Raw genomic sequence first — 17,539 nt, 5'->3', positions numbered from 1 at the left:
TTTCGCGCGGGCTGCGCGGGGAGGAAGTTCAAGCATAAAGCACAGGCCGGAGCTTCTCCAAGCCCTATCGCCCCCGGTCTCAGTTTGAATCTACGGCTTCCTCGCCGGTAGCGATGCGCCTGACGCGGACGCCTTTTGCCGAACGCGTCGGCGAGGCGCGGCTTTGGCCTTCAGGTCCGGTTGGCGTGACTATCTCTTTGCGCTTGAAGGCGGAGCAATCATGCCCGGAACAATATCCGTGTTCTGAGCCACCTTTATTTGCCAGCCCGATTGTTCTTTCTTCACGATCAGAAGCAGGATCCCCTGCCGGGTTCCGGCGGGTGAGCCGTCCGGTGCAGATGCGCCGGTCAGTGTCCAGGTATAGTGGACGGATCTTAGATCGGGAGCCAGCTCAACAACGGAGGAGACGTCACCGTCCAATCGGCTTTCACGAAACATGGTTTCATGGGTCGCGCGGTGCGCCCCTTCGATCTCGCTACGGCTCTTCCACCACATGCCTACGACATTGACGAAATTGGCATCTTCGGAGAACAGCGCCGCGAGGTCACCCATATCGTGCCGGTTCCAGGCATCGGCAAAGGCAGTCGCGGCATCCTCGGCTTTGCTGACCGTCGATCTCAAGACAAACATCCTCCATGCTTTCCGGTATGCATATAGGAGTTCGACAGCCGGCGCGACAGCCGCGTCAAGCCCCGCGGGAATTCAAACTGAGACACTGCCCGGCCGCCGACTTTTGCATAGGTTGCTCTAGCGACGGGCGCCGGCCAGTGCCCGCCGCTTTGCCTCGTCGATCAGCATGTTGGCCACCTGCATTCGGATCATCGCCCGTTGGCGCAGATGCGGCGCGACACGGTCCGGGTGGTTGGCGAAGGCGAAGTTGCGCCGCATGCGGCCGAAATCGGCATTCTTGCCGGGGCGGTCGAGGCCGAGCTCGCCGGCAATCGATTCGGGATCGATCGGCGGCAGCTTTTCCTCCGGCCGATGCTCCTCGCCTGCGAGCGTCAGCTTGGCCTGGTCGAGAAGCGCGGCGAACTCGGCGGCAAGGTCGGCGCCGGCCTCACGGTATTCGGCGGCAACGCTTTCACCGGCAACCTTGATGCGACCGGAGTGAAGCTCGTCCGCCACCGAAAGATAGTCGAACGGGATAGAGGGCCGGGCGCTGCCGTCCTCGCCCCTCTCCGAGGCGATGATCAGCTCGTCGAGCAACGAAGCGAAATCGAGCTTGCTCCCGGTGCCGATCTCGGCCTCCCCTGTCGCGACGGCATTTATTGTCGCCGCCGACCATAGATCGCTGTCGTTAAAAATGAATGCCGGCAACGTTAACAATTGCGGGCATTCAGCTCCAAATGCCGACCGGAAAACAAAAAGCCGGGCCGCATTTTGGAGCAGCCCGGCAAGGTCGCCAGGAGTGGCGAGGAAAAGCCGGCCATGTGCCAGCATGGGGGCGTACGATCGAGCTTCCGCAAAAGTTTCAAAAAAAATCGATTGTGGCGGAAAAAAACTCGCCGGGCATGGCTGCCATGCAATTGCTGCACTGCACAATCGTAACAAATCACCTATATTCTTGACCTGTGGAGGACAAATCAGGGGCCTGGGATTATGGGGTTCTTCACCGAAATGTTTGCGCGGCCAAGGCCGCAGGAACAACAGCGTTACCGCTCGGCGCTCGCGCTTCTGAATGCGATGAGCAATGCCGACCGCGCCGATATCGGCATCAAGCCGGCCGATTTTCCGCGTATCGCCCGCGAGATGTCGATACGCTGACAATGAAAGAGGTTTCCCCGGCTCGGGGAAACCTCTTGGCCTTCAGCGTCCCAGGAACGTCGCCTTGCCCAGCGGCACACCATTGTGCCGCAGGATGTCGTAGGCCGTGGTGACGTGGAAGTAGAAATTCGGCATGGCGGCGTTGAGCAGATATTGCAGTCCGCTCAGCGAAACCTCACGCCCGGCAAGCCTGAGCTCGATCGTCCGCGCCTCCGACCCGTCCAGATCGGCGGCCGAGAACGTCGCCAGATGATCGAGCGTCTTGGCGATTCGGGCGTGCAGCTCTTCGAAGCTCGACTCATTGTCCTCGTATTTCGGCACTTCGCGGCCGGCGAGCCGCGACGGCGCGCCCTTGGCGTGATCGGTGGCGATCTGCACCTGCCGGGTCAAGGCGAACATGTCGGGCGCGAGCCTGGCGGTCAGGAACACCTGCGGGTCGATCTTGCGGTCGGCCGCGTTCTGTTCGGCCAGCGACAGCACGCTGGCCAGCGCCTTCAGCCTGGCTGAAAAGACAGCCACGGAAATGTCGTACATGGATATGGTCACGTGAGTAATCTCCCCAGGCGGCCTGAGCGCCGCGAGCCGTGAACTAGCGCCTCCGCCTTCGATTCTTCAAGCTGTCCTGCCCCCGCGTCACTGCGACGCCGCAATCGCCGTGGTAGTATTTTCGTTATCGAGCGGAGATTCCCGATGAGATGTGTCCTTCTCGCAGCGACTGCCTTGCTCTCCCTTGCCGGCATCGGCCAGTCCGCACTCGCCGCCGAAGCACCGTATATCGACGACCGGTCCAGCGCAGAAGCGCTCGTCCGCTCGCTCTACAGCGCCATCAACCGCCATGAATTCGCTCGCGCCTGGGGGTACTACGGAGATACAAAGCCGGCAAAGGATTTTGCAGCATTCGTCAAAGGCTATGACGGCACCGACTCGGTGGATGTGAAAACCGGCGCCGTATCGGACGAGGGTGCCGCCGGCAGCATCTACTACAGCGTTCCTGTCGCCATCCAGGCGACCGACAAGAAGGGCGAAGCACAAGTCTTTGCCGGGTGCTACACGCTTCGTCAGGTCAATGCGCAGGTCCAGGAACCGCCGTTCCAGCCGATCTTTATCGACAAGGGCGCGCTGAAGCCGTCGACCTCGGATTTCGAAGATGCCGTGCCGGCCAGCTGCGGCGACGGCCCGCCGCCGCCGAAGAAGGACGAAGCGCTGGAACAGGCCAGGAAGGCCTTCCTCGCCACCTACGGCGATCACTGCGACAAGGAGAATCCGGAAGGCAAACCGGTCGGCGAGCCGGACGCCTACTCCATTCGCTACAAGGACAAGGACGCCGCAGCCGACCAGCCGGAGCGCGAGACGCGGCTCTTCCGGTTCTTCTGCTCGATGGCCGCCTACAATGAAAGCGCGGTCTATTACATCTATGACGATGTTTCCGGTGTCCGCCAATTGCAGTTTGCCTCGCCGGAGCTCGACATCCGCTACGAGAACAACAATAGCGAAGGCAAGGTCGAGGGCATCCACATCGTCGGCTTCCAGACCGACGACCAGCTGGTCAATTCCGAATATGACGACAAGACCAAGACGATCACCTCGATGAACAAATGGCGCGGCGTCGGCGACGCGACGTCGGCCGGCACCTATCTGTTCCGCAACGGCAATTTCTCGCTGGTGCAATACGACGTCGATGCGTCCTATGACGGCGAGATCAATCCAGAGACCGTCCTGGACTACAACACCCCGCCTTGATCAAGGCGCCTTGCTCAGCATCCAGTTCAGCGTGCCGCGCCAGTCGACCATGCGGATCGGCGTGCCGTGCGTGCCGGTCTCGAAACGCACGAAGCGGGTCGGATAGGCTTTCGATTTGGCGAGGATCGAGCGGAAGAAGGCTTCCTGCTTCTCCACGGCAAACACCACGTCATGGCTGCCCTGGCCGAAAAACACCGGCACGCGGCGCTTGAAGGCGGGGCTGGTCAAAAAGCTTTCGTCCCACAGCGAGCCGAGCAGCAGCAGCCCGTCGATGCGGCCGCCGGTATCCTTGCGGTCGGCCAGCTTCCAGCAAAGGATGCCGCCCATCGAGCCGCAGGCGACGAAGATCTTGGCGCCGGGGGAAGTCTCGGCATAGTGATCGATCAGCGCCGCCACTTGCGCGGCGCCCTTGTCGCCGAAGTCGGGAAAGTCCGGTGAAAGATAGAGGCCGCCATTGCCGGCCATCAGATTCTTGAGGCGGTTGAAATTGCCGCCGAAGGTGAAGTCGTCGACGCCCTGCTTGCGGCTGCCTCCCTGCCCGTGCAGGTAAAGCACGATGACGGCGGCCCCTTCCGCCTTGCCGACGGCGACATGCCTGACATCGCCGGCATCGGTTTTCAACATCAGATCCTGCTGCACCTTGCGCACGCCGGGATCGGTAAACTGCGCATGCACACGCCTTTCCGGCACCTCGTCGCGCTGGTTGATGTCGCGCATCTCGCGATAGTCGAGGACCGTGTAGGCGCCGTTGTCGCCGCTCGACAGCGTCGCGGGATAGGCGAAGAGATCATCCTTGAAGGGTTTGAGCTCCAGCGCCTGTCCCTCTGTCGCCGAGAGGAAAAAAGCCGACGCGGCCAGCAGTGCGGGGAAAAATCGGAAGCGCAAAGACATTCCGAAGCCATGCGGAATTCGACTTCGGTTTGTCAATCCTGCAGCACGCCGCCCGCCCCTTCCAGCGCCTCGCGCGTGTCGACGTCGATCGAGGCGCCCTGTCCGATCTCGACATCGATGACGTCGAGTCCCCCGGCCTCGACCAGATGCCGCGCGCCGGTGTCGCCCTCGAGATGCGCGACGGCGGCAAACAGCGCCCGCGGCAGCAGCACCGGGTTGCCGCGTTTGCCGAGATGCGCGGCGCGCACCACGGCGCGGCCGCCCGACCTTCGGAACGCATCGATCAGGCTGTCGAGATCCTTCGAGGAAACGCCAGGCATGTCGCCGAGCAAGATCATGGCGCCGGCGGCGTCGGGCGCGACCCGCGCGATGCCCGCCTTCAGCGACGAAGCCAACCCGTCGGCGAAGTCCGGATTGTCGGCGAGCCTCACATCGAGGCCGGAGAGCGCGGAGCCGACGCGCTCGCGCTGATGTCCGGTGACCACGATGGTGCTGGCGGCTTTCGACCCCAGCGCCCGCTCGGCGGTTCGGCGCACCAGCGGCGTGCCCTCGAACAACGCCAGGAGCTTGTTCGGTCCACCCATCCGGCTGGAGCGGCCGGCGGCGAGAAGCACGATGTCGACCCGAGGCTGCGATCTTGCCGGCTGCGGCGCCGGCAGCGGCTCGCGTGGCTGCGGCCTGGACGGGATTTCCATCAGCAGGCCCCCGACGCCCATGCCGGCAATGTCGCGTGCCGTCACATCGAGCCCAGCGATCAGCCGGTCCAGCACCCAGTCGAAACCATTCTCCTTCGGGCTGCGGGCACAGCCGGGCGCGCCGATCACGCGCTTGCCGTCGAGCGTGCCAAGCACCAGGAGATTGCCGGGATCGACCGGCATGCCGGCTCGGATGACTTTGCCGCCAGCCTTCTCGATCGCGGCGGGGATGACATCGGCGAAGTCGGCCAACGCCGAGGCGCCGAAGATCACCACCATATCGTTGTCGCGGGCCAGCGCGCTTGCTGCTTCCGCGACGGGCGTCACGTCATGCGGCGAGCGCCGCTCCGCCGTCAGCCGGGCGCCGGACCGCGCCAGCCGCGCCTCGGTGACGCGCAGCGTCTTGTCGAGCACGCTCTGCTTCACGCCGGGCAGCGTCGTCTGGATGACGCCGACATTGACCGGACGATAGGCATTGACGGCAAATATCTCGCCGCCGGCGCAGATTTTGGCCACTGCATCGACCAGGCTCGCGGCGACGCCAAACGGGATGATCTTGACCGTCGCCACCATCTGGCCCTTCTCGACAGGCGCGTGCTGCGCCAGCGTGGCGATGGTGATGGCCGGATCGACGGCATTGATGGCGTCGATCATTTTTGCGTCGACGGTGAAGACGCCCGCGGTTTCGGCATGCAGGTTCACGCGCCCGGTTGCCGCGGGCTTCGTCTCGACGTTGCGATGTGCCATGCTCAACGCGATCTTTTCGGCCGCGGCATCCTCGCCGAGGTCGTCGGGGGCCAGGACAGCCACCACGACTTCGCTGATGCCGGCTGCCTTCAGCGCCGCAACATCCTCGCCGCTCAGCCGATGCGCCTTGCGCAACCGCCGCTCGCCGGCCGCCGTCGCATGCGCCAGCACCGCGCCTTCTGCCTCATCGACCGGAACCGGACCGAATTTCACGCCACGGCGCCTTTGCTTTCGAGGCCACGAGAGCGAAACGCGTGGATGGTCTGCGCCAGCACGGCGACGGCGATTTCAGCCGGGCTGGCGGCGCCGATGTCGAGACCGATCGGCGCATGGATGCGGGCGATCTGGTCGGCGCTCGCGCCCAGCGCCAGCAGGCGCTCGACCCGCTTGGCGTGGGTTTTGCGGCTGCCGAGCGCCCCGACATAGAAGCACCCGGCATCGAGCGCTGCCTTCAGCGCGAAATCGTCGATCTTCGGATCGTGGGTGACGGCGGCAAGCGCCGTATAATTGTCGAGCGGTTCGCGCTCCAGCACGTCCTCCGGCCATTCCGCATGCAGCGCCACATCCGGGAAGCGTTCCGGCGTGGCGAAGGCCGTGCGCGGGTCGATGATCTCGACCGGATAGCCGGCGATCCTGGCCATAGGCGCCAGTGCCTGGCTGATGTGAACCGCGCCGATCACAACCAGACGCGGGCGGGGCAGATGCGCGTTGAGGAAGAAGGTCCGTCCCTCCGCCTCCACCGATCCGGAGTTGCCGGTGCGGAACGCACTGGCGATCGCTGCACCGAGATCACCCGCAACCTGATCGCCCTCGCGCACGATGCGGTCTCGGCCGTCGCCGAGATCGGTGACCAGCACAGCCGCGCGCCGGGCGCGGCGGTGCTCATTCAATGTTTTGAGAACATACGGATCCATCCGTAATCAACCTAACCGCTCGACATAGACCTTGATGCGGCCGCCGCAGGACAGCCCCACCTGCCAGGCGGTTTCGTCGGCGACGCCGAACTCCAGCATCCTGGCCTTGCCGCTGTCGATGACATCGATCGCCTCTGTCACCACGGCGCCCTCGACACAGCCGCCGGAAACCGAACCGTGGAAATTCCCTTCGGCGTCGATGACCAGATGGCTGCCGACCGGCCGCGGCGCCGAACCCCAGGTCTCGACCACGGTTGCGATGGCGACATCCTTGCCGTCCTTCATCCAGCCTTCCGCGATGATCAGAGGATCGCGGGCCTCATCGAGATAGATGCTGTCGTCCATCGTCGCTTCTCACAGAGTCTGCTTTTCAAGGGAACCCCAGTTTTCCCTGAGGAAACATTGGCTTTCCCCAACGAACATATGGCTACGCCGCGCGTCTTCCGCCAGTTTGCAGCCAGCGGCGCGGATCGACCGCGGCCGCCGGCTGCCGGTCGAGCGAAGCACAAAGATCGGCCAGCGCATCGAGATTGTGCACGGCGCGAAACTCGTCGACATGCGGCAGCATCGCCTTTACGCCGCGGGCGCGCGGCTCGAACCCGTCGAAGCGCAGAAGCGGATTGAGCCAGATCAGCCGCCGGCAGGATTTATGCAGCCGCTCCATCTCCTCCGCCAGGCCGTTGACCTCGTCGCGCTCCAGCCCATCGGTGATCAAAAGCACCACGGCGCCCTGCCCGAGCACGCGGCGCGACCACAGCCGGTTGAATTCGCCGAGCGCGTCGCCGATGCGGGTGCCGCCGGACCAGTCCTTCACGGCTGTCGAGCATTCGGCCAGCGCCTCGTCGGGATCGCGGTGGCGCATCTGGCGGCTCAGGTTCGTCAGCCGCGTGCCGAAGACGAAGGCATGCACGCGCCGGCGCTTGTCCGTCAGCGCGTGCAGGAAGTGGAGGAAGATGCGCGTGTACTGGCTCATCGAGCCGGAAATGTCGGCAAGCACGACCAGCGGCGGATGCACTTCGCGGGCAGAGCGGAATTTCGGCAGGATCAGCGCGCCGCCGGTGCGCGCGGCGGACCGCATCATGGCGCGCGGATCGATGCGCCGCCCTTGCGCATCCGGCTTGAAGCGGCGCGTGCGCACCAGATCGAACGGCAGCCGCAAGGCCGCGATCGCCTTCCTGGCGTCGGCCAGTTCGACCGCATCCATTTGGGCGAAATCCTTGCCGCGCAGCACCTCGTTGCCCGAGAAGCTGAAGCGCGCATCGACCTCGATCTCCGGTACTTCCCGCACCGGCTGGTTCTTCCGATGGCCCTCGAACATCGCCTGGCTGACGCGGTTCTCGGCCGCCCGCGGCTTCTGCTTTTCGCGATCGTCGGGGGCGACAGGCGAAAACATCGCCAGCAGTTTCTCGATCAGCTCGCGCGACTTCCAGAACAGACGGAAGGCTTCGTCGAAGACAGGATGATCTTCATGCCGCGAGACCAGCACCGCATGCAGCGTCCAGTAGAAATCGTCGCGCGAGCCGATGCCGGCCGCGAGCACCGCCTCGATGGCGTCCTTGACCGAGGCCGGTCCGACACGCATGCCGGCCTTGCGCAGCGCCCGCGCGAAATAGACGATGTTGTCGGCGATGCGCCCCTCCGCCGTTGCCTCTCTGGGTTCCGCGCGTGGCGATGGCATGGCGCCTACTCCGCGGCCGAAAGCTCGGCCTTCACCTCATTGAGGATACGCCGGCCTTCGCCCTCGCCGATGCGGGCAATGTCGTCCTGGTATTTCAGAAGCACGCCGATCGTGTCGGACACGGTTTCCGGGTCGAGCGCCACCTTGTCGAGTTCCGTGAGCGCGCCGGCCCAGTCGATGGTTTCGGCAACGCCGGGCGCCTTGAACAGCTCGATCTGGCGCAGCTTCTGGATGAAGGAGACCACCTCGGCCGAAAGCCGGCTGTTCGCCTGCGGCACCTTGCGGCGCACGATCTCCAGCTCTCGCTCGGCGCTCGGATAGTCGACCCAGTGATAGAGGCAGCGCCGCTTCAGCGCGTCATGGATCTCGCGCGTGCGATTGGTTGTGATGATGACGATCGGCGGCTCTTCGGCCTTGATCGTGCCGAGTTCCGGAACTGTCACCTGGAAGTCCGACAGGATCTCGAGCAGGAAGGCCTCGAAGGCCTCGTCGGTGCGGTCGAGCTCGTCGATAAGGAAGACCGGCGCCGCCCCCGCCTTGCCGGTCAGCGCGTCGAGCACCGGCCGGCGGATCAGGTATTTTTCGGAAAAAACGTTGCGCTCCATGTCGGAGCGCACGACCTTGCCGGCCGCCTCCTCCATGCGGATCTCGATCATCTGAGCCGCGTAGTTCCACTCGTAGACGGCGGAGGAGACGTCGAGCCCTTCATAGCATTGCAGGCGGATCAGCCGGCGGCCGAGCGCATCGGCCAGCACCTTGGCGATCTCGGTCTTGCCGACGCCCGCCTCGCCTTCGAGGAACAGCGGCCGCTTCATGCGCAGCGACAAAAACAGCACCGTCGCCAGCGAGCGATCCGCGACATAGTCCGCGCCGGTCAGGAGATCGAGCGTCTCGTCGATCGACTTCGGCGCGGGCCGCGGCGCGGTCATCTTGTCTCCGTGGATACCGCGCGCCCGCTTCACAGAACGTGGTAGCCGCGGTTGTGGTAGATGAGCGGCCGCAAATTATCGCCGATGCGCAGGCCTGTCACCTTGCCAAAAAGCACACGATGGGTGGCAAGATCCTTGGCGTCGATGATCTGGCAATCGAACACGGCGAGCGCGCCTTTCAGCGTCGGCGCTCCGGTCGAGATCACATCCCATTCACCAAGCGCAAAGCGCTCTTCCGACGGCAGGCCGGTCATGCCGGAAAAGCCCGCCGAAAGCGCCTCCTGATCCGAGGCGAGCGTGTTCAGCGCAAAGTTGCCGTTCTTGATGAAGGCTTCGTTCTTCTGATTTTCGCGGTTGAGGCAGACCAGAACGGTGGGCGGCGTGTCAGAAACCGAGCAGGCGGCAATCACCGTCGCCCCCCGTCTCCCGGCGGGGCCGTCCGTCGTCACCACATGCACATGGCCGGCGAAATGCGCCATCGCATCGCGATAGTGTTGCGGCCCGATATCGTTGATCTTCAGCACCCGCTCATCCACCTGTCAAAACCAAGTCCGTTATATATGGCTACATATTGCATGCCACAAGTTGCCTGGCATGGGCGAAGTGCTTGACCGCTATCCTGAAATTCGCGTGTTGCACCGGGATTAGCCAGCCTTTAGGTCTTTGCTGGAATAGTGCCGGAACCATACTCCCGGCACGGAGGACCTCTTCGCCCGAATGCGCCTTCTCACGACGACTTTTGCCGCGCTGCTTTGGCTGGCCGCGAGCGTCCATGCCGAGACGCTGGTTGGCGTCGCCGCGCCGCTGTCCGGGCCGTCGGCGATCCTGGGCAAGCAGGTCGAGGCCGGGACCGGGCTGGCGGCCGAGGCCCAGGGCGTCGCGGTCAAAACCGTTGATGATGCCTGCACGGCCGACGGCGGCGCGGCGGCCGCCAGGCAATTCGTGGACGCCAAGGTCAATATCGTCGTCGGCTTTCTCTGCACCGAAGCGATCGAGGCGGCACTCCCGGTCCTGAAGGACGCCAACATTCCGGTCGTCACGATCGGCGTGCGCACCGAGAGCCTGACCGATCGCCGCGCCAAGACCGGCTGGCCGATCTACCGGCTTGGGCCGCGCGGCGACGACGAGCGCAATGCGGTGGCCGCAATCCTCACCCGGCTTTGGCAGAACGAATTGTTCGCCGTTATCGATGACGGCACCATCTATGGCCGCGAGATCGCCGAAACTTTTCGCGCGGCCGCCGAGCAGGCGGCGCTGAAACCGGTCTTTGTCGATACCTTCCGGCCGCAGCTCGACAACCAGATCGGATTGATCGGACGGCTGAAGAAAGCCGGCGCGACAAAAGTGTTTGCCGGCGGCGACGGCGACGATATCGCCGTCATGGGGCGCGATGCCGCGCAGCTCAACGCCGGCATCACTTTCGCCGGCGGCGAGACGTTGCGCACGCCGCCCGGCGATGTGCCCTATGCGGTCGGCACGCTGATGGTCGCGCTGCCGGAGTGGGCGGAAGTCGCCGATCCCAAGGTCATGCAGGCGTTCAGCGAAAGGAACATCGTGACCGACGGCTACACCTTGCCGGCGTACGCGGCGGTCGAGATCGCCAAGGCGGCAACGGCGGACGCCGAAAGCTCCGGCAAGCCGCTCGCAGAGGCTCTGATCGGACACGACTTCGCGACTGCGATCGGTCCGATCCATTTCGACGAAAAAGGCGATCTCAGCCGGAACCCCTTCCGCACCTTCCGCTTCGACGGCACGCATTTCGTGCCGCTGGAGGAATAGTGATGTTCCGCACCGGGCCACGCAACCTGATCACCGACGTCGCCGGCCTCAGCGTCGGCAATGCGGACGACGCCAGGCTGAAATCCGGCGTCACGGTGGTGCTCTGCGAAGAGCCGGCGGTGGCCGGGGTCCAGGTGCTGGGCGGCGCGCCGGGCACGCGCGAGACCGACCTGCTCGAGCCGCAGAACTCGATCGAGGCCATCCACGCCGTCGTGCTGTCCGGCGGCTCGGCCTTCGGCCTCGATGCCGCGTCCGGCGTCCAGGCGGCGCTGCGGGAGAAAAACATCGGCGTCGAGGTCGGCGGCTTCCGCGTGCCGATCGTGCCGGCGGCGATCCTCTTCGACCTGCGCAATGGCGGCGACAAGGATTGGGGCCGCTATCCACCCTATCGCGAGCTTGGCTATGAGGCGGTTCAGGCAGCAACGGCCGTCTTCCCGATCGGCACGGTCGGCGCCGGCACCGGGGCACTGACGTCCGGTCTGAAGGGCGGGCTGGGCTCGGCCTCGACGGTGCTCGACAGCGGCGTCACCATCGGCGCGCTCGCCGCCGTCAACCCGACCGGTTCGGTGACGGTCGGCCGCAGCCGCCATTTCTGGGCCGCTCCCTTCGAGATCGGCGACGAATTCGGTGGCCTCGGCTATCCCGACCCGATGCCGGAGGAAGCCGGGAAAATCTTGCTGAAATACCGCGACAGGCGCATCGGAGCGCAGGACGGAAACACGACGATTGCGATTGTCGCCACGGACGCGGTTCTGACCAAAGCCGCCGCCAAGCGGCTGGCGATTTCGGCCCATGACGGTTTCGCCCGCGCCATCTGGCCGACGCACACACCGGCCGACGGCGATCTGGTCTTTGCGCTCGCGACCGGCAGCAGCGGCATCGAGCTCAGCGCCGACGCGGCGATCGACCTCTATGCAGCCGCAGGCGCCACCATGGCCCGCGCCATCAGCCGCGGCGTCCATGCGGCAACGCCCGCCGGTGGCGACCTGTTTCCGGTCTGGTCGTCTCGCTGACGATCACGTCGGGTCGGACTTTTCTTCCTCGAAAGTCACCGCGACATCCGAATTCGCCGACAGCCAGACCTTCTGTCCGTCGATTTCCGCGACAAGGCTGAGCGGAATGTAATGGTGATGGCCCCTGTGCGAGCCCATGCCGCTGTCGGCCTTGGTCAGCTTGATGCGCTCACCGTCGACCCTGTCGACGGTGCCGATATGGACGCCATCGGCACCGATCACTTCCATATGCTCGCGTATCTTGCTGAGGTCAGTGGTCATGCTGGTCCTCCGTTGGGTGGCCGCATCCTTATCGGACGGGTCCACAATAACAAACGAGCGCCGGATTGGATGCATCGAGCAGCACGTCTCGTTCACCATGCTGTGATAGGCATGACGCCAATGAGACAGAGCGCATTGCCAATGACGCGCAAGCTGAACCGCCAGTCGCCGCGGAACGTGGCCTTGTGACCGTGACGCCGCTGCAGTCAACCTCCTCGCGTCGGCACCTGCTGCGCGATGCGCTGCGCCCGGCCGGCAAGGCTGTTGTCGGCGCCGTGCTGTGGGGCCTGGCGATGGCGGCCAGCGCCTTCCTCAATCTCTATCATTGGGAGACGCCGGGCAGGATCCGCTTCGTCGTGCTGCTCTATGCGCTCGGCGGAGCGCTTGCCTTCCCGGTCGGGCTGACGCTCGCCAGGCTGGCATCGCGCGGCCGACACTGGGAAACCGCGCTCGCTGCCGCTTTCATTTGCCTGCTCGGCGCGACGCTCGCCTTCACCGGCGGCCTGTTCGCGCTGCAATACCGCTCCTACTACGCCGAGTGGCACGCGCCGGCCTTCACGCTGACCTGGGCATTCGAGTTCGTCTTCACCGTGCTGACGGCGCTCTACCAGTTCGTCGTCCTGGGCGTGCGGCTCTATTTTCCGCTCGGCTTCGCGGCGCTCGTCGCCACCAGCATCTGGTTTGCGCGCCAGCGGCGTTGAGCATTGGGCCGGCCTCTGTTAGGACGCGGCCGAAGCTTCTTCCAGCAGGACTGAGAAACAGATGATCCCTCGCTATTCCCGGCCGGAAATGGTCGCCATCTGGTCGCCCGAAACCCGGTTCCGCATCTGGTTCGAGATCGAGGCGCATGCCTGCGATGCGCTGGCCGAACTTGGCGTCATCCCGAAAGAGGCCGCGAAAACCATCTGGGAAAGGGGCGGCGCCGCCAAATTCGACGTCGACAAAATCGACGAGATCGAGCGCGTCACTAAGCACGATGTGATTGCTTTCCTGACCCATCTTGCTGAATTCGTCGGACCGGACGCCCGCTTTATTCACCAGGGCATGACCTCGTCGGACGTTCTCGACACCTGCCTTGCCGTGCAATTGACGCGCGCCAGCGACATCCTGCTTGCCGACATCGACGCGCTGCTCGCCGCCCTGAAGCGCCGCGCCTTCGAGCACAAGGACACCGTCACCATCGGCCGCAGCCACGGCATCCATGCCGAGCCGACCACCTTCGGTGTCAAGCTGGCGCTGGCCTATGCCGAATTCTCGCGCTGCCGCGAACGGCTGCTGCACGCGCGCGAAGACATTGCCACCTGTGCCATCTCGGGCGCGGTCGGCACCTTCGCCAACATCGACCCCTATGTCGAGGAACATGTTGCCAAGGCGCTCGGACTGAAGCCGGAGCCGGTGTCGACGCAGGTCATCCCGCGCGACCGCCACGCGATGTTCTTCGCCACGCTCGGCGTGATCGCCTCGTCGGTCGAGCGCCTGGCTGTCGAGATCCGCCACCTGCAGCGCACCGAGGTGCTGGAAGCGGAAGAATATTTCTCGCCGGGGCAGAAGGGCTCGTCGGCGATGCCGCACAAGCGCAACCCAGTGCTGACGGAAAACCTTACCGGCCTTGCCCGCATGGTGCGCTCCTACGCCATGCCGGCCATGGAGGACGTGGCGCTGTGGCACGAGCGCGACATCTCGCACTCCTCCGTCGAGCGCATGATCGGCCCGGATGCGACAGTGACGCTGGATTTCGCGCTGGCGCGCCTCACCGGCGTCGTCGACAAGCTGCTCGTTTACCCCGAGAACATGCTGAAGAATTTGAACAAGTTCCACGGCTTGGTGCATTCGCAGCGCGTGCTCCTGGCGCTGACGCAGGCGGGTGTGTCACGCGAGGACGCCTACCGCCTGGTGCAGCGCAACGCCATGAAAGTATGGGAACAAGGCGCTGATTTCCTTGAGGAGCTCTTGGCCGATAAGGAAGTGACCGCGGCGCTCCCCGAGGCCGAAATCCGTGAAAAATTCGACCTCGGCTACCATACCAAGCATGTCGACACGATCTTCAAGCGGGTGTTTGGCGGGCCCTGAGCTTTCCTTTTTCCCATATGCGGGGACAAAGAATCTGTGCCACGTCCCGATCAGGCCTTGCCGGGCACCGACCTGATCACCGTGCCCCACGGGTCTTCCCGGGTCGCCTCTTCCTTCACATTGTCCGAGCGCATTTCAACCCAGGCGAGACCCGAGCGGGAAGGATCGCGGCGGCCGGCGCCGGCGCTGTGCCAGGCGTTGGCGCCGATATGGTGGTGGTAGCGGCCGGACGACAGGAACACCGCCTGGCTGCCATATTTGGCGACCGTGTCGAAACCGAACTCGTCATGCCACCAGGCCTCGGCGTCTTCCGGACGGCCGACACGCAGATGGACGTGGCCGACAATGGTGTTTTCAGGCGCGCCCTGCCAGCCGGCCTCGCCGGCCGGGACACTGGCGACGACCGCGGGCAGGTTCAGCCGCTCGGTCGCCATGGCGATCCGGTCGCCATTCCATTTCCACTCCTGCGGACGTCGGTCGGCATAGATCTCGATGCCGTTGCCCTCGGGGTCGGTCAAATAGAGCGCCTCGCTGACTAGGTGGTCGGACGCGCCTTCGATGCCGATGCGGTTGGCGGCTGCATGGTTGATCCAGCGGCCGAGATCGGCGCGCGACGGCAGCAGGAAGGCCGTGTGGAACAGGCCGGCGCTGCGCGGATCATCAGGCTTTGCCGAGCCATCCTGCTCCAGCACGAGCAGCGGACGGTTGGCGGCGCCAAGCGTTATCGCGCCATCGGCGCGGCTCAACTCCTGCAGGCCGACAACGGCGCGGTAATAGGCGGCCAGGTTTTCGGCGTCGCGCGCCTTCAGGCCGACGCGCGAGACGCTGACCGGTGTGGTCGCGGCAAAAGGCAGTTCGCTCATCCAACTCTCCGTTCGGGCGCGGATCTCGCCAAGCGGCAGTCGCGGCCTTTATCAGTCGTTCCTTTTCCTTGCTCAGATCGTCGATCGCGATCGTTCACACAAGACGGAAAGAATCGAACAGGTTGTTCACAATTGTGATGTGAAGCGTCCATCGGCATGGTTGCATGATACAAGGCTGCTCGCTACATCCGCGCCATGAAAGTCAAGGACGCAGATATCCTCATCATACCGGGCTATACCAATTCCGGCCCCGAGCACTGGCAGACCCGCTGGCAGTCGAAGCTGTCGACGGCGCGCCGTGTCGAGCAGGCCGAATGGTCTAAGCCAGTGCGGGATGACTGGACGGCAAGCGTGGCGAAATCCGTCAACGAGGCCGAACGGCCGGTGGTGATCGTCGCCCATTCGCTGGGCGTGGCGGCGGCGGTGCAGGCCATTCCGCAATTCCAGAAGCCGATCGCGGGAGCCTTTTTCGTGGCGCCTCCGGATGTCGCCAATCCGGAGATCAGGCCGAGGCATTTGATGACCTTCGGCCCCTATTCTCGCGAGCCCCTGCCCTTCCCATCGATCGTGATCGCCAGCCGCAACGATCCTTTCTGCGCCTTCGACGTCGCCGAGGACATTGCCGCCGCTTGGGGATCGCTGTTCATCGATGCCGGTGAGGCCGGCCATCTCAATGCCGATGCCGGGTTCGGCCCGTGGCCGGAAGGCTCGATGACCTTCGCTAAGTTCCTGACGGAGCTGAAGGAACCCTGAAGCCGGTCGGCGCGCTCAGGAGCCGATGGAATCCCGCATGCTCTTCAGCAGCGTCTTGGCGCCCAGCGAGATCAGCGTGTGGTCCGAACCCATGGCGAGCAGCCGGTAGCCCATCGACACCACGCGCCCGGCAACGGCCGGCTCGATGACGTAGATCGCGGCATGCTTGCCCGCCTTGCGCGTCCGCTCGGCGATCGAGGCCACCGTCTCCATCATGCTTTCCAGCGTCGAATTGACGGTGGTACCGTTCGACCAGGCGATCGAGAAATCCGATGGGCCGACGAAGATGCCGTCGATGCCGGGCGTCTCGAGGATGCCGTCGAGCGCCTCGAACGCCGCCCGCGTCTCGACCATGGCAAAGGCCATGGTGCGCTGGTTCGAGTCGCGCAGCCACTCGGCGTGGTCGCCCTTCCCGTGGCGCGGAAAGGCATAGGTCGGGCCCCAGGAACGCTCGCCCGTCGGCGGATATTTCATCGCGGCGGCGAACTGCCTGGCATCGGCCACCGAATTCACCATCGGCGCAATCACCGCCTCGGCGCCGAAATCGAGCGCCCGGCTCGCCATGTCGAAGCGGCCGACCGGGATGCGCACCAGCGCCGGCTTGTTGGCGGCAAGCACGGGCACCAGGCCGCGCAGCACGCTGTCCTCGTGGTGGCCGCCATGCTGCATGTCGAGGGTGACGGCATCAAAACCCTGCTTGGCGATGATTTCGACCGTCAGCGCGTCCGGCACCCCGGACCAGGCGGTAAACAGCGTTTCATCGGCGGCCAGGCGGGACTTGAGCGACATCGGAACTTTCCTCGTTAACGATCCGCAGTTTCGGCCGGAAACGGCGGCAAGGCAAAGAAAAACCGCCCGGCTGAGCCGGGCGGCCGATTGGTCCAGTCAGAGCAATTCCAGGAAAAGTGTGTAACGGTTTTCCGTCCGGAATTGCGTAAAAACAAAAAGATAGAGCATGATGCCGAAAAGTGTAATGCGGTTTTCGGACGACATCATGCTCATAAAGGCTCAGGTGTTCTTGATCTCCTCGATCGCCTGCGCCATCAGTTCGTCCATGGTGCGGCGGATCTGGTGGTCGGACTGGTTGACGCCGGCCGCGTCGAAATCCGTACGGATCTTGCGGAAGACGTCGTGATCGCCGGCCTCCTCGATGTCGGCGACGACCACCTGCTTGGCATAGGCCTCGGCATCCGCGCCGGTCTTGCCGAGCTTTTCGGCGGCCCAGAGGCCGAGCGCCCTGTTGCGGCGCGCCGAGGCCTTGAAGCGAAGCTCCTCGTCGAAAACGAATTTGCGCTCGAAGCCTTCTTCGCGGTCTTTCATGCTGCTCATGACGTCCCTCCGGTCAAATCGATTCGCTTGGCGGTGAATATGTGTGCTTACCCAGCACAAACCAAAAGGCCGCGGGCCGGTCAATATGCTACGTCGCATGCTGCGCTGCGGCA

General features: G+C 64.5%; 22 protein-coding genes. 8 read left to right on the top strand and 14 right to left on the bottom strand.

What is annotated here, in order from left to right; all coding sequences use genetic code 11:
• Window positions 1-189: 189 nt before the first annotated feature.
• Both EJ067_RS31735 and EJ067_RS31730 read right to left on the bottom strand, forming a co-directional pair.
• Window positions 190-630, bottom strand: coding sequence for an SgcJ/EcaC family oxidoreductase (locus EJ067_RS31735; protein ID WP_245468095.1), 441 nt, complete (start codon window positions 628-630; stop codon window positions 190-192).
• A 117-nt stretch (window positions 631-747) separates the two neighbouring features.
• Window positions 748-1,206 (bottom strand): hypothetical protein, encoded by a 459-nt coding sequence (locus EJ067_RS31730; protein WP_126089821.1) that lies wholly within the window; start codon window positions 1,204-1,206, stop codon window positions 748-750.
• Between the two features lie 101 nt (window positions 1,207-1,307).
• On the opposite strand from EJ067_RS31730, the gene EJ067_RS34990 reads away from it, so the two are divergent.
• Window positions 1,308-1,568, top strand: a complete 261-nt coding sequence (locus EJ067_RS34990; RefSeq protein WP_126089025.1) for a hypothetical protein — start codon at window positions 1,308-1,310, stop codon at window positions 1,566-1,568.
• A 31-nt stretch (window positions 1,569-1,599) separates the two neighbouring features.
• A complete protein-coding gene (locus tag EJ067_RS34985; RefSeq protein WP_082954041.1) occupies window positions 1,600-1,764 on the top strand; it encodes a DUF1127 domain-containing protein in 165 nt (54 codons plus the stop codon).
• Between the two features lie 42 nt (window positions 1,765-1,806).
• Here EJ067_RS34985 and EJ067_RS31715 read toward each other — a convergent pair whose 3' ends face one another.
• A complete protein-coding gene (locus tag EJ067_RS31715; RefSeq protein ID WP_126089024.1) occupies window positions 1,807-2,310 on the bottom strand; it encodes a DUF1993 family protein in 504 nt (167 codons plus the stop codon).
• 144 nt (window positions 2,311-2,454) lie between these two features.
• On the opposite strand from EJ067_RS31715, the gene EJ067_RS31710 reads away from it, so the two are divergent.
• Window positions 2,455-3,504, top strand: coding sequence for a DUF1176 domain-containing protein (locus EJ067_RS31710; RefSeq protein ID WP_126089023.1), 1,050 nt, complete (start codon window positions 2,455-2,457; stop codon window positions 3,502-3,504).
• Here the strand turns inward: EJ067_RS31710 and EJ067_RS31705 are convergent, their stop codons facing one another.
• The 7 genes from EJ067_RS31705 to EJ067_RS31675 all read right to left on the bottom strand — a co-directional run bounded on the left by EJ067_RS31705 (window position 3,505) and on the right by EJ067_RS31675 (window position 9,882).
• The gene (locus tag EJ067_RS31705; RefSeq protein ID WP_126089022.1) at window positions 3,505-4,395 is read right to left on the bottom strand and encodes an alpha/beta hydrolase; all 891 of its coding nucleotides are present in this window, start codon (window positions 4,393-4,395) and stop codon (window positions 3,505-3,507) included.
• Between the two features lie 32 nt (window positions 4,396-4,427).
• Complete coding sequence (locus EJ067_RS31700; protein ID WP_126089021.1) at window positions 4,428-6,050, bottom strand: molybdopterin-binding/glycosyltransferase family 2 protein; 1,623 nt, start codon at window positions 6,048-6,050, stop codon at window positions 4,428-4,430.
• Window positions 6,047-6,751: an XdhC family protein gene (locus EJ067_RS31695; protein WP_126089020.1), complete on the bottom strand. Its 705-nt coding sequence runs from the start codon at window positions 6,749-6,751 to the stop codon at window positions 6,047-6,049. The genes EJ067_RS31700 and EJ067_RS31695 overlap by 4 nt, the downstream gene beginning before the upstream one ends.
• Window positions 6,752-6,757: 6 nt before the next feature.
• Window positions 6,758-7,096, bottom strand: a complete 339-nt coding sequence (locus tag EJ067_RS31690) for an XdhC family protein (RefSeq protein ID WP_126089019.1) — start codon at window positions 7,094-7,096, stop codon at window positions 6,758-6,760.
• Window positions 7,097-7,178: 82 nt separating this feature from the next.
• The gene (locus EJ067_RS31685; RefSeq protein ID WP_126089018.1) at window positions 7,179-8,429 is read right to left on the bottom strand and encodes a VWA domain-containing protein; all 1,251 of its coding nucleotides are present in this window, start codon (window positions 8,427-8,429) and stop codon (window positions 7,179-7,181) included.
• Window positions 8,430-8,434: 5 nt separating this feature from the next.
• Window positions 8,435-9,358: a MoxR family ATPase gene (locus tag EJ067_RS31680; RefSeq protein WP_126089017.1), complete on the bottom strand. Its 924-nt coding sequence runs from the start codon at window positions 9,356-9,358 to the stop codon at window positions 8,435-8,437.
• A gap of 29 nt (window positions 9,359-9,387) precedes the next feature.
• Window positions 9,388-9,882, bottom strand: coding sequence for a flavin reductase (locus EJ067_RS31675; RefSeq protein ID WP_126089016.1), 495 nt, complete (start codon window positions 9,880-9,882; stop codon window positions 9,388-9,390).
• Between the two features lie 193 nt (window positions 9,883-10,075).
• Here EJ067_RS31675 and EJ067_RS31670 point away from each other — a divergent pair, with 193 nt between their 5' ends.
• Both EJ067_RS31670 and EJ067_RS31665 read left to right on the top strand, forming a co-directional pair.
• A complete protein-coding gene (locus tag EJ067_RS31670) occupies window positions 10,076-11,137 on the top strand; it encodes a branched-chain amino acid ABC transporter substrate-binding protein (RefSeq protein WP_126089015.1) in 1,062 nt (353 codons plus the stop codon).
• A 2-nt stretch (window positions 11,138-11,139) separates the two neighbouring features.
• Window positions 11,140-12,150 carry a P1 family peptidase gene (locus EJ067_RS31665; RefSeq protein ID WP_126089014.1) on the top strand — a complete coding sequence of 337 codons (1,011 nt, stop codon included), beginning with the start codon at window positions 11,140-11,142 and terminating at the stop codon, window positions 12,148-12,150.
• A gap of 3 nt (window positions 12,151-12,153) precedes the next feature.
• Here the strand turns inward: EJ067_RS31665 and EJ067_RS31660 are convergent, their stop codons facing one another.
• Window positions 12,154-12,411, bottom strand: coding sequence for a DUF2171 domain-containing protein (locus tag EJ067_RS31660; RefSeq protein WP_126089013.1), 258 nt, complete (start codon window positions 12,409-12,411; stop codon window positions 12,154-12,156).
• A 191-nt stretch (window positions 12,412-12,602) separates the two neighbouring features.
• Here EJ067_RS31660 and EJ067_RS31655 point away from each other — a divergent pair, with 191 nt between their 5' ends.
• Both EJ067_RS31655 and purB read left to right on the top strand, forming a co-directional pair.
• Window positions 12,603-13,112, top strand: a complete 510-nt coding sequence (locus EJ067_RS31655; protein ID WP_189510843.1) for a hypothetical protein — start codon at window positions 12,603-12,605, stop codon at window positions 13,110-13,112.
• 61 nt (window positions 13,113-13,173) lie between these two features.
• The gene (purB, locus tag EJ067_RS31650) at window positions 13,174-14,481 is read left to right on the top strand and encodes an adenylosuccinate lyase (RefSeq protein WP_126089012.1); all 1,308 of its coding nucleotides are present in this window, start codon (window positions 13,174-13,176) and stop codon (window positions 14,479-14,481) included.
• A gap of 50 nt (window positions 14,482-14,531) precedes the next feature.
• Here the strand turns inward: purB and EJ067_RS31645 are convergent, their stop codons facing one another.
• Window positions 14,532-15,344, bottom strand: a complete 813-nt coding sequence (locus EJ067_RS31645; protein WP_126089011.1) for a VOC family protein — start codon at window positions 15,342-15,344, stop codon at window positions 14,532-14,534.
• Between the two features lie 195 nt (window positions 15,345-15,539).
• Between EJ067_RS31645 and EJ067_RS31640 the strand changes: the two genes are divergently transcribed.
• Window positions 15,540-16,097: an alpha/beta hydrolase gene (locus EJ067_RS31640; protein WP_126089010.1), complete on the top strand. Its 558-nt coding sequence runs from the start codon at window positions 15,540-15,542 to the stop codon at window positions 16,095-16,097.
• A gap of 15 nt (window positions 16,098-16,112) precedes the next feature.
• Here EJ067_RS31640 and EJ067_RS31635 read toward each other — a convergent pair whose 3' ends face one another.
• Both EJ067_RS31635 and EJ067_RS31630 read right to left on the bottom strand, forming a co-directional pair.
• The gene (locus tag EJ067_RS31635; protein WP_126089009.1) at window positions 16,113-16,886 is read right to left on the bottom strand and encodes an HpcH/HpaI aldolase/citrate lyase family protein; all 774 of its coding nucleotides are present in this window, start codon (window positions 16,884-16,886) and stop codon (window positions 16,113-16,115) included.
• 219 nt (window positions 16,887-17,105) lie between these two features.
• The gene (locus EJ067_RS31630) at window positions 17,106-17,426 is read right to left on the bottom strand and encodes a DUF1476 domain-containing protein (RefSeq protein ID WP_126089008.1); all 321 of its coding nucleotides are present in this window, start codon (window positions 17,424-17,426) and stop codon (window positions 17,106-17,108) included.
• Window positions 17,427-17,539: the final 113 nt, after the last annotated feature.

Source organism: Mesorhizobium sp. M1D.F.Ca.ET.043.01.1.1 (assembly GCF_003952385.1).
Classification (GTDB): Bacteria; Pseudomonadota; Alphaproteobacteria; order Rhizobiales; family Rhizobiaceae; genus Mesorhizobium.
The sequence above is the reverse complement of the archived record's forward strand: the minus strand, read 5'-3'. Positions and strand labels throughout refer to the sequence as shown.

Bases quoted from the DNA above. Each gene is read 5' to 3' on its own strand.
- EJ067_RS31735 (WP_245468095.1), bottom strand. From the start codon at position 630: ATGTTTGTCTTGAGATCGACGGTCAGCAAAGCCGAGGATGCCGCGACT.
- EJ067_RS34990 (WP_126089025.1), top strand. From the start codon at position 1,308: ATGCCGGCAACGTTAACAATTGCGGGCATTCAGCTCCAAATGCCGACC.
- EJ067_RS34985 (WP_082954041.1), top strand. From the start codon at position 1,600: ATGGGGTTCTTCACCGAAATGTTTGCGCGGCCAAGGCCGCAGGAACAA.
- EJ067_RS31710 (WP_126089023.1), top strand. From the start codon at position 2,455: ATGAGATGTGTCCTTCTCGCAGCGACTGCCTTGCTCTCCCTTGCCGGC.
- EJ067_RS31705 (WP_126089022.1), bottom strand. From the start codon at position 4,395: ATGTCTTTGCGCTTCCGATTTTTCCCCGCACTGCTGGCCGCGTCGGCT.
- EJ067_RS31695 (WP_126089020.1), bottom strand. From the start codon at position 6,751: ATGGATCCGTATGTTCTCAAAACATTGAATGAGCACCGCCGCGCCCGG.
- EJ067_RS31690 (WP_126089019.1), bottom strand. From the start codon at position 7,096: ATGGACGACAGCATCTATCTCGATGAGGCCCGCGATCCTCTGATCATC.
- EJ067_RS31685 (WP_126089018.1), bottom strand. From the start codon at position 8,429: ATGCCATCGCCACGCGCGGAACCCAGAGAGGCAACGGCGGAGGGGCGC.
- EJ067_RS31680 (WP_126089017.1), bottom strand. From the start codon at position 9,358: ATGACCGCGCCGCGGCCCGCGCCGAAGTCGATCGACGAGACGCTCGAT.
- EJ067_RS31670 (WP_126089015.1), top strand. From the start codon at position 10,076: ATGCGCCTTCTCACGACGACTTTTGCCGCGCTGCTTTGGCTGGCCGCG.
- EJ067_RS31665 (WP_126089014.1), top strand. From the start codon at position 11,140: ATGTTCCGCACCGGGCCACGCAACCTGATCACCGACGTCGCCGGCCTC.
- EJ067_RS31660 (WP_126089013.1), bottom strand. From the start codon at position 12,411: ATGACCACTGACCTCAGCAAGATACGCGAGCATATGGAAGTGATCGGT.
- purB (WP_126089012.1), top strand. From the start codon at position 13,174: ATGATCCCTCGCTATTCCCGGCCGGAAATGGTCGCCATCTGGTCGCCC.
- EJ067_RS31645 (WP_126089011.1), bottom strand. From the start codon at position 15,344: ATGAGCGAACTGCCTTTTGCCGCGACCACACCGGTCAGCGTCTCGCGC.
- EJ067_RS31640 (WP_126089010.1), top strand. From the start codon at position 15,540: ATGAAAGTCAAGGACGCAGATATCCTCATCATACCGGGCTATACCAAT.
- EJ067_RS31635 (WP_126089009.1), bottom strand. From the start codon at position 16,886: ATGTCGCTCAAGTCCCGCCTGGCCGCCGATGAAACGCTGTTTACCGCC.
- EJ067_RS31630 (WP_126089008.1), bottom strand. From the start codon at position 17,426: ATGAGCAGCATGAAAGACCGCGAAGAAGGCTTCGAGCGCAAATTCGTT.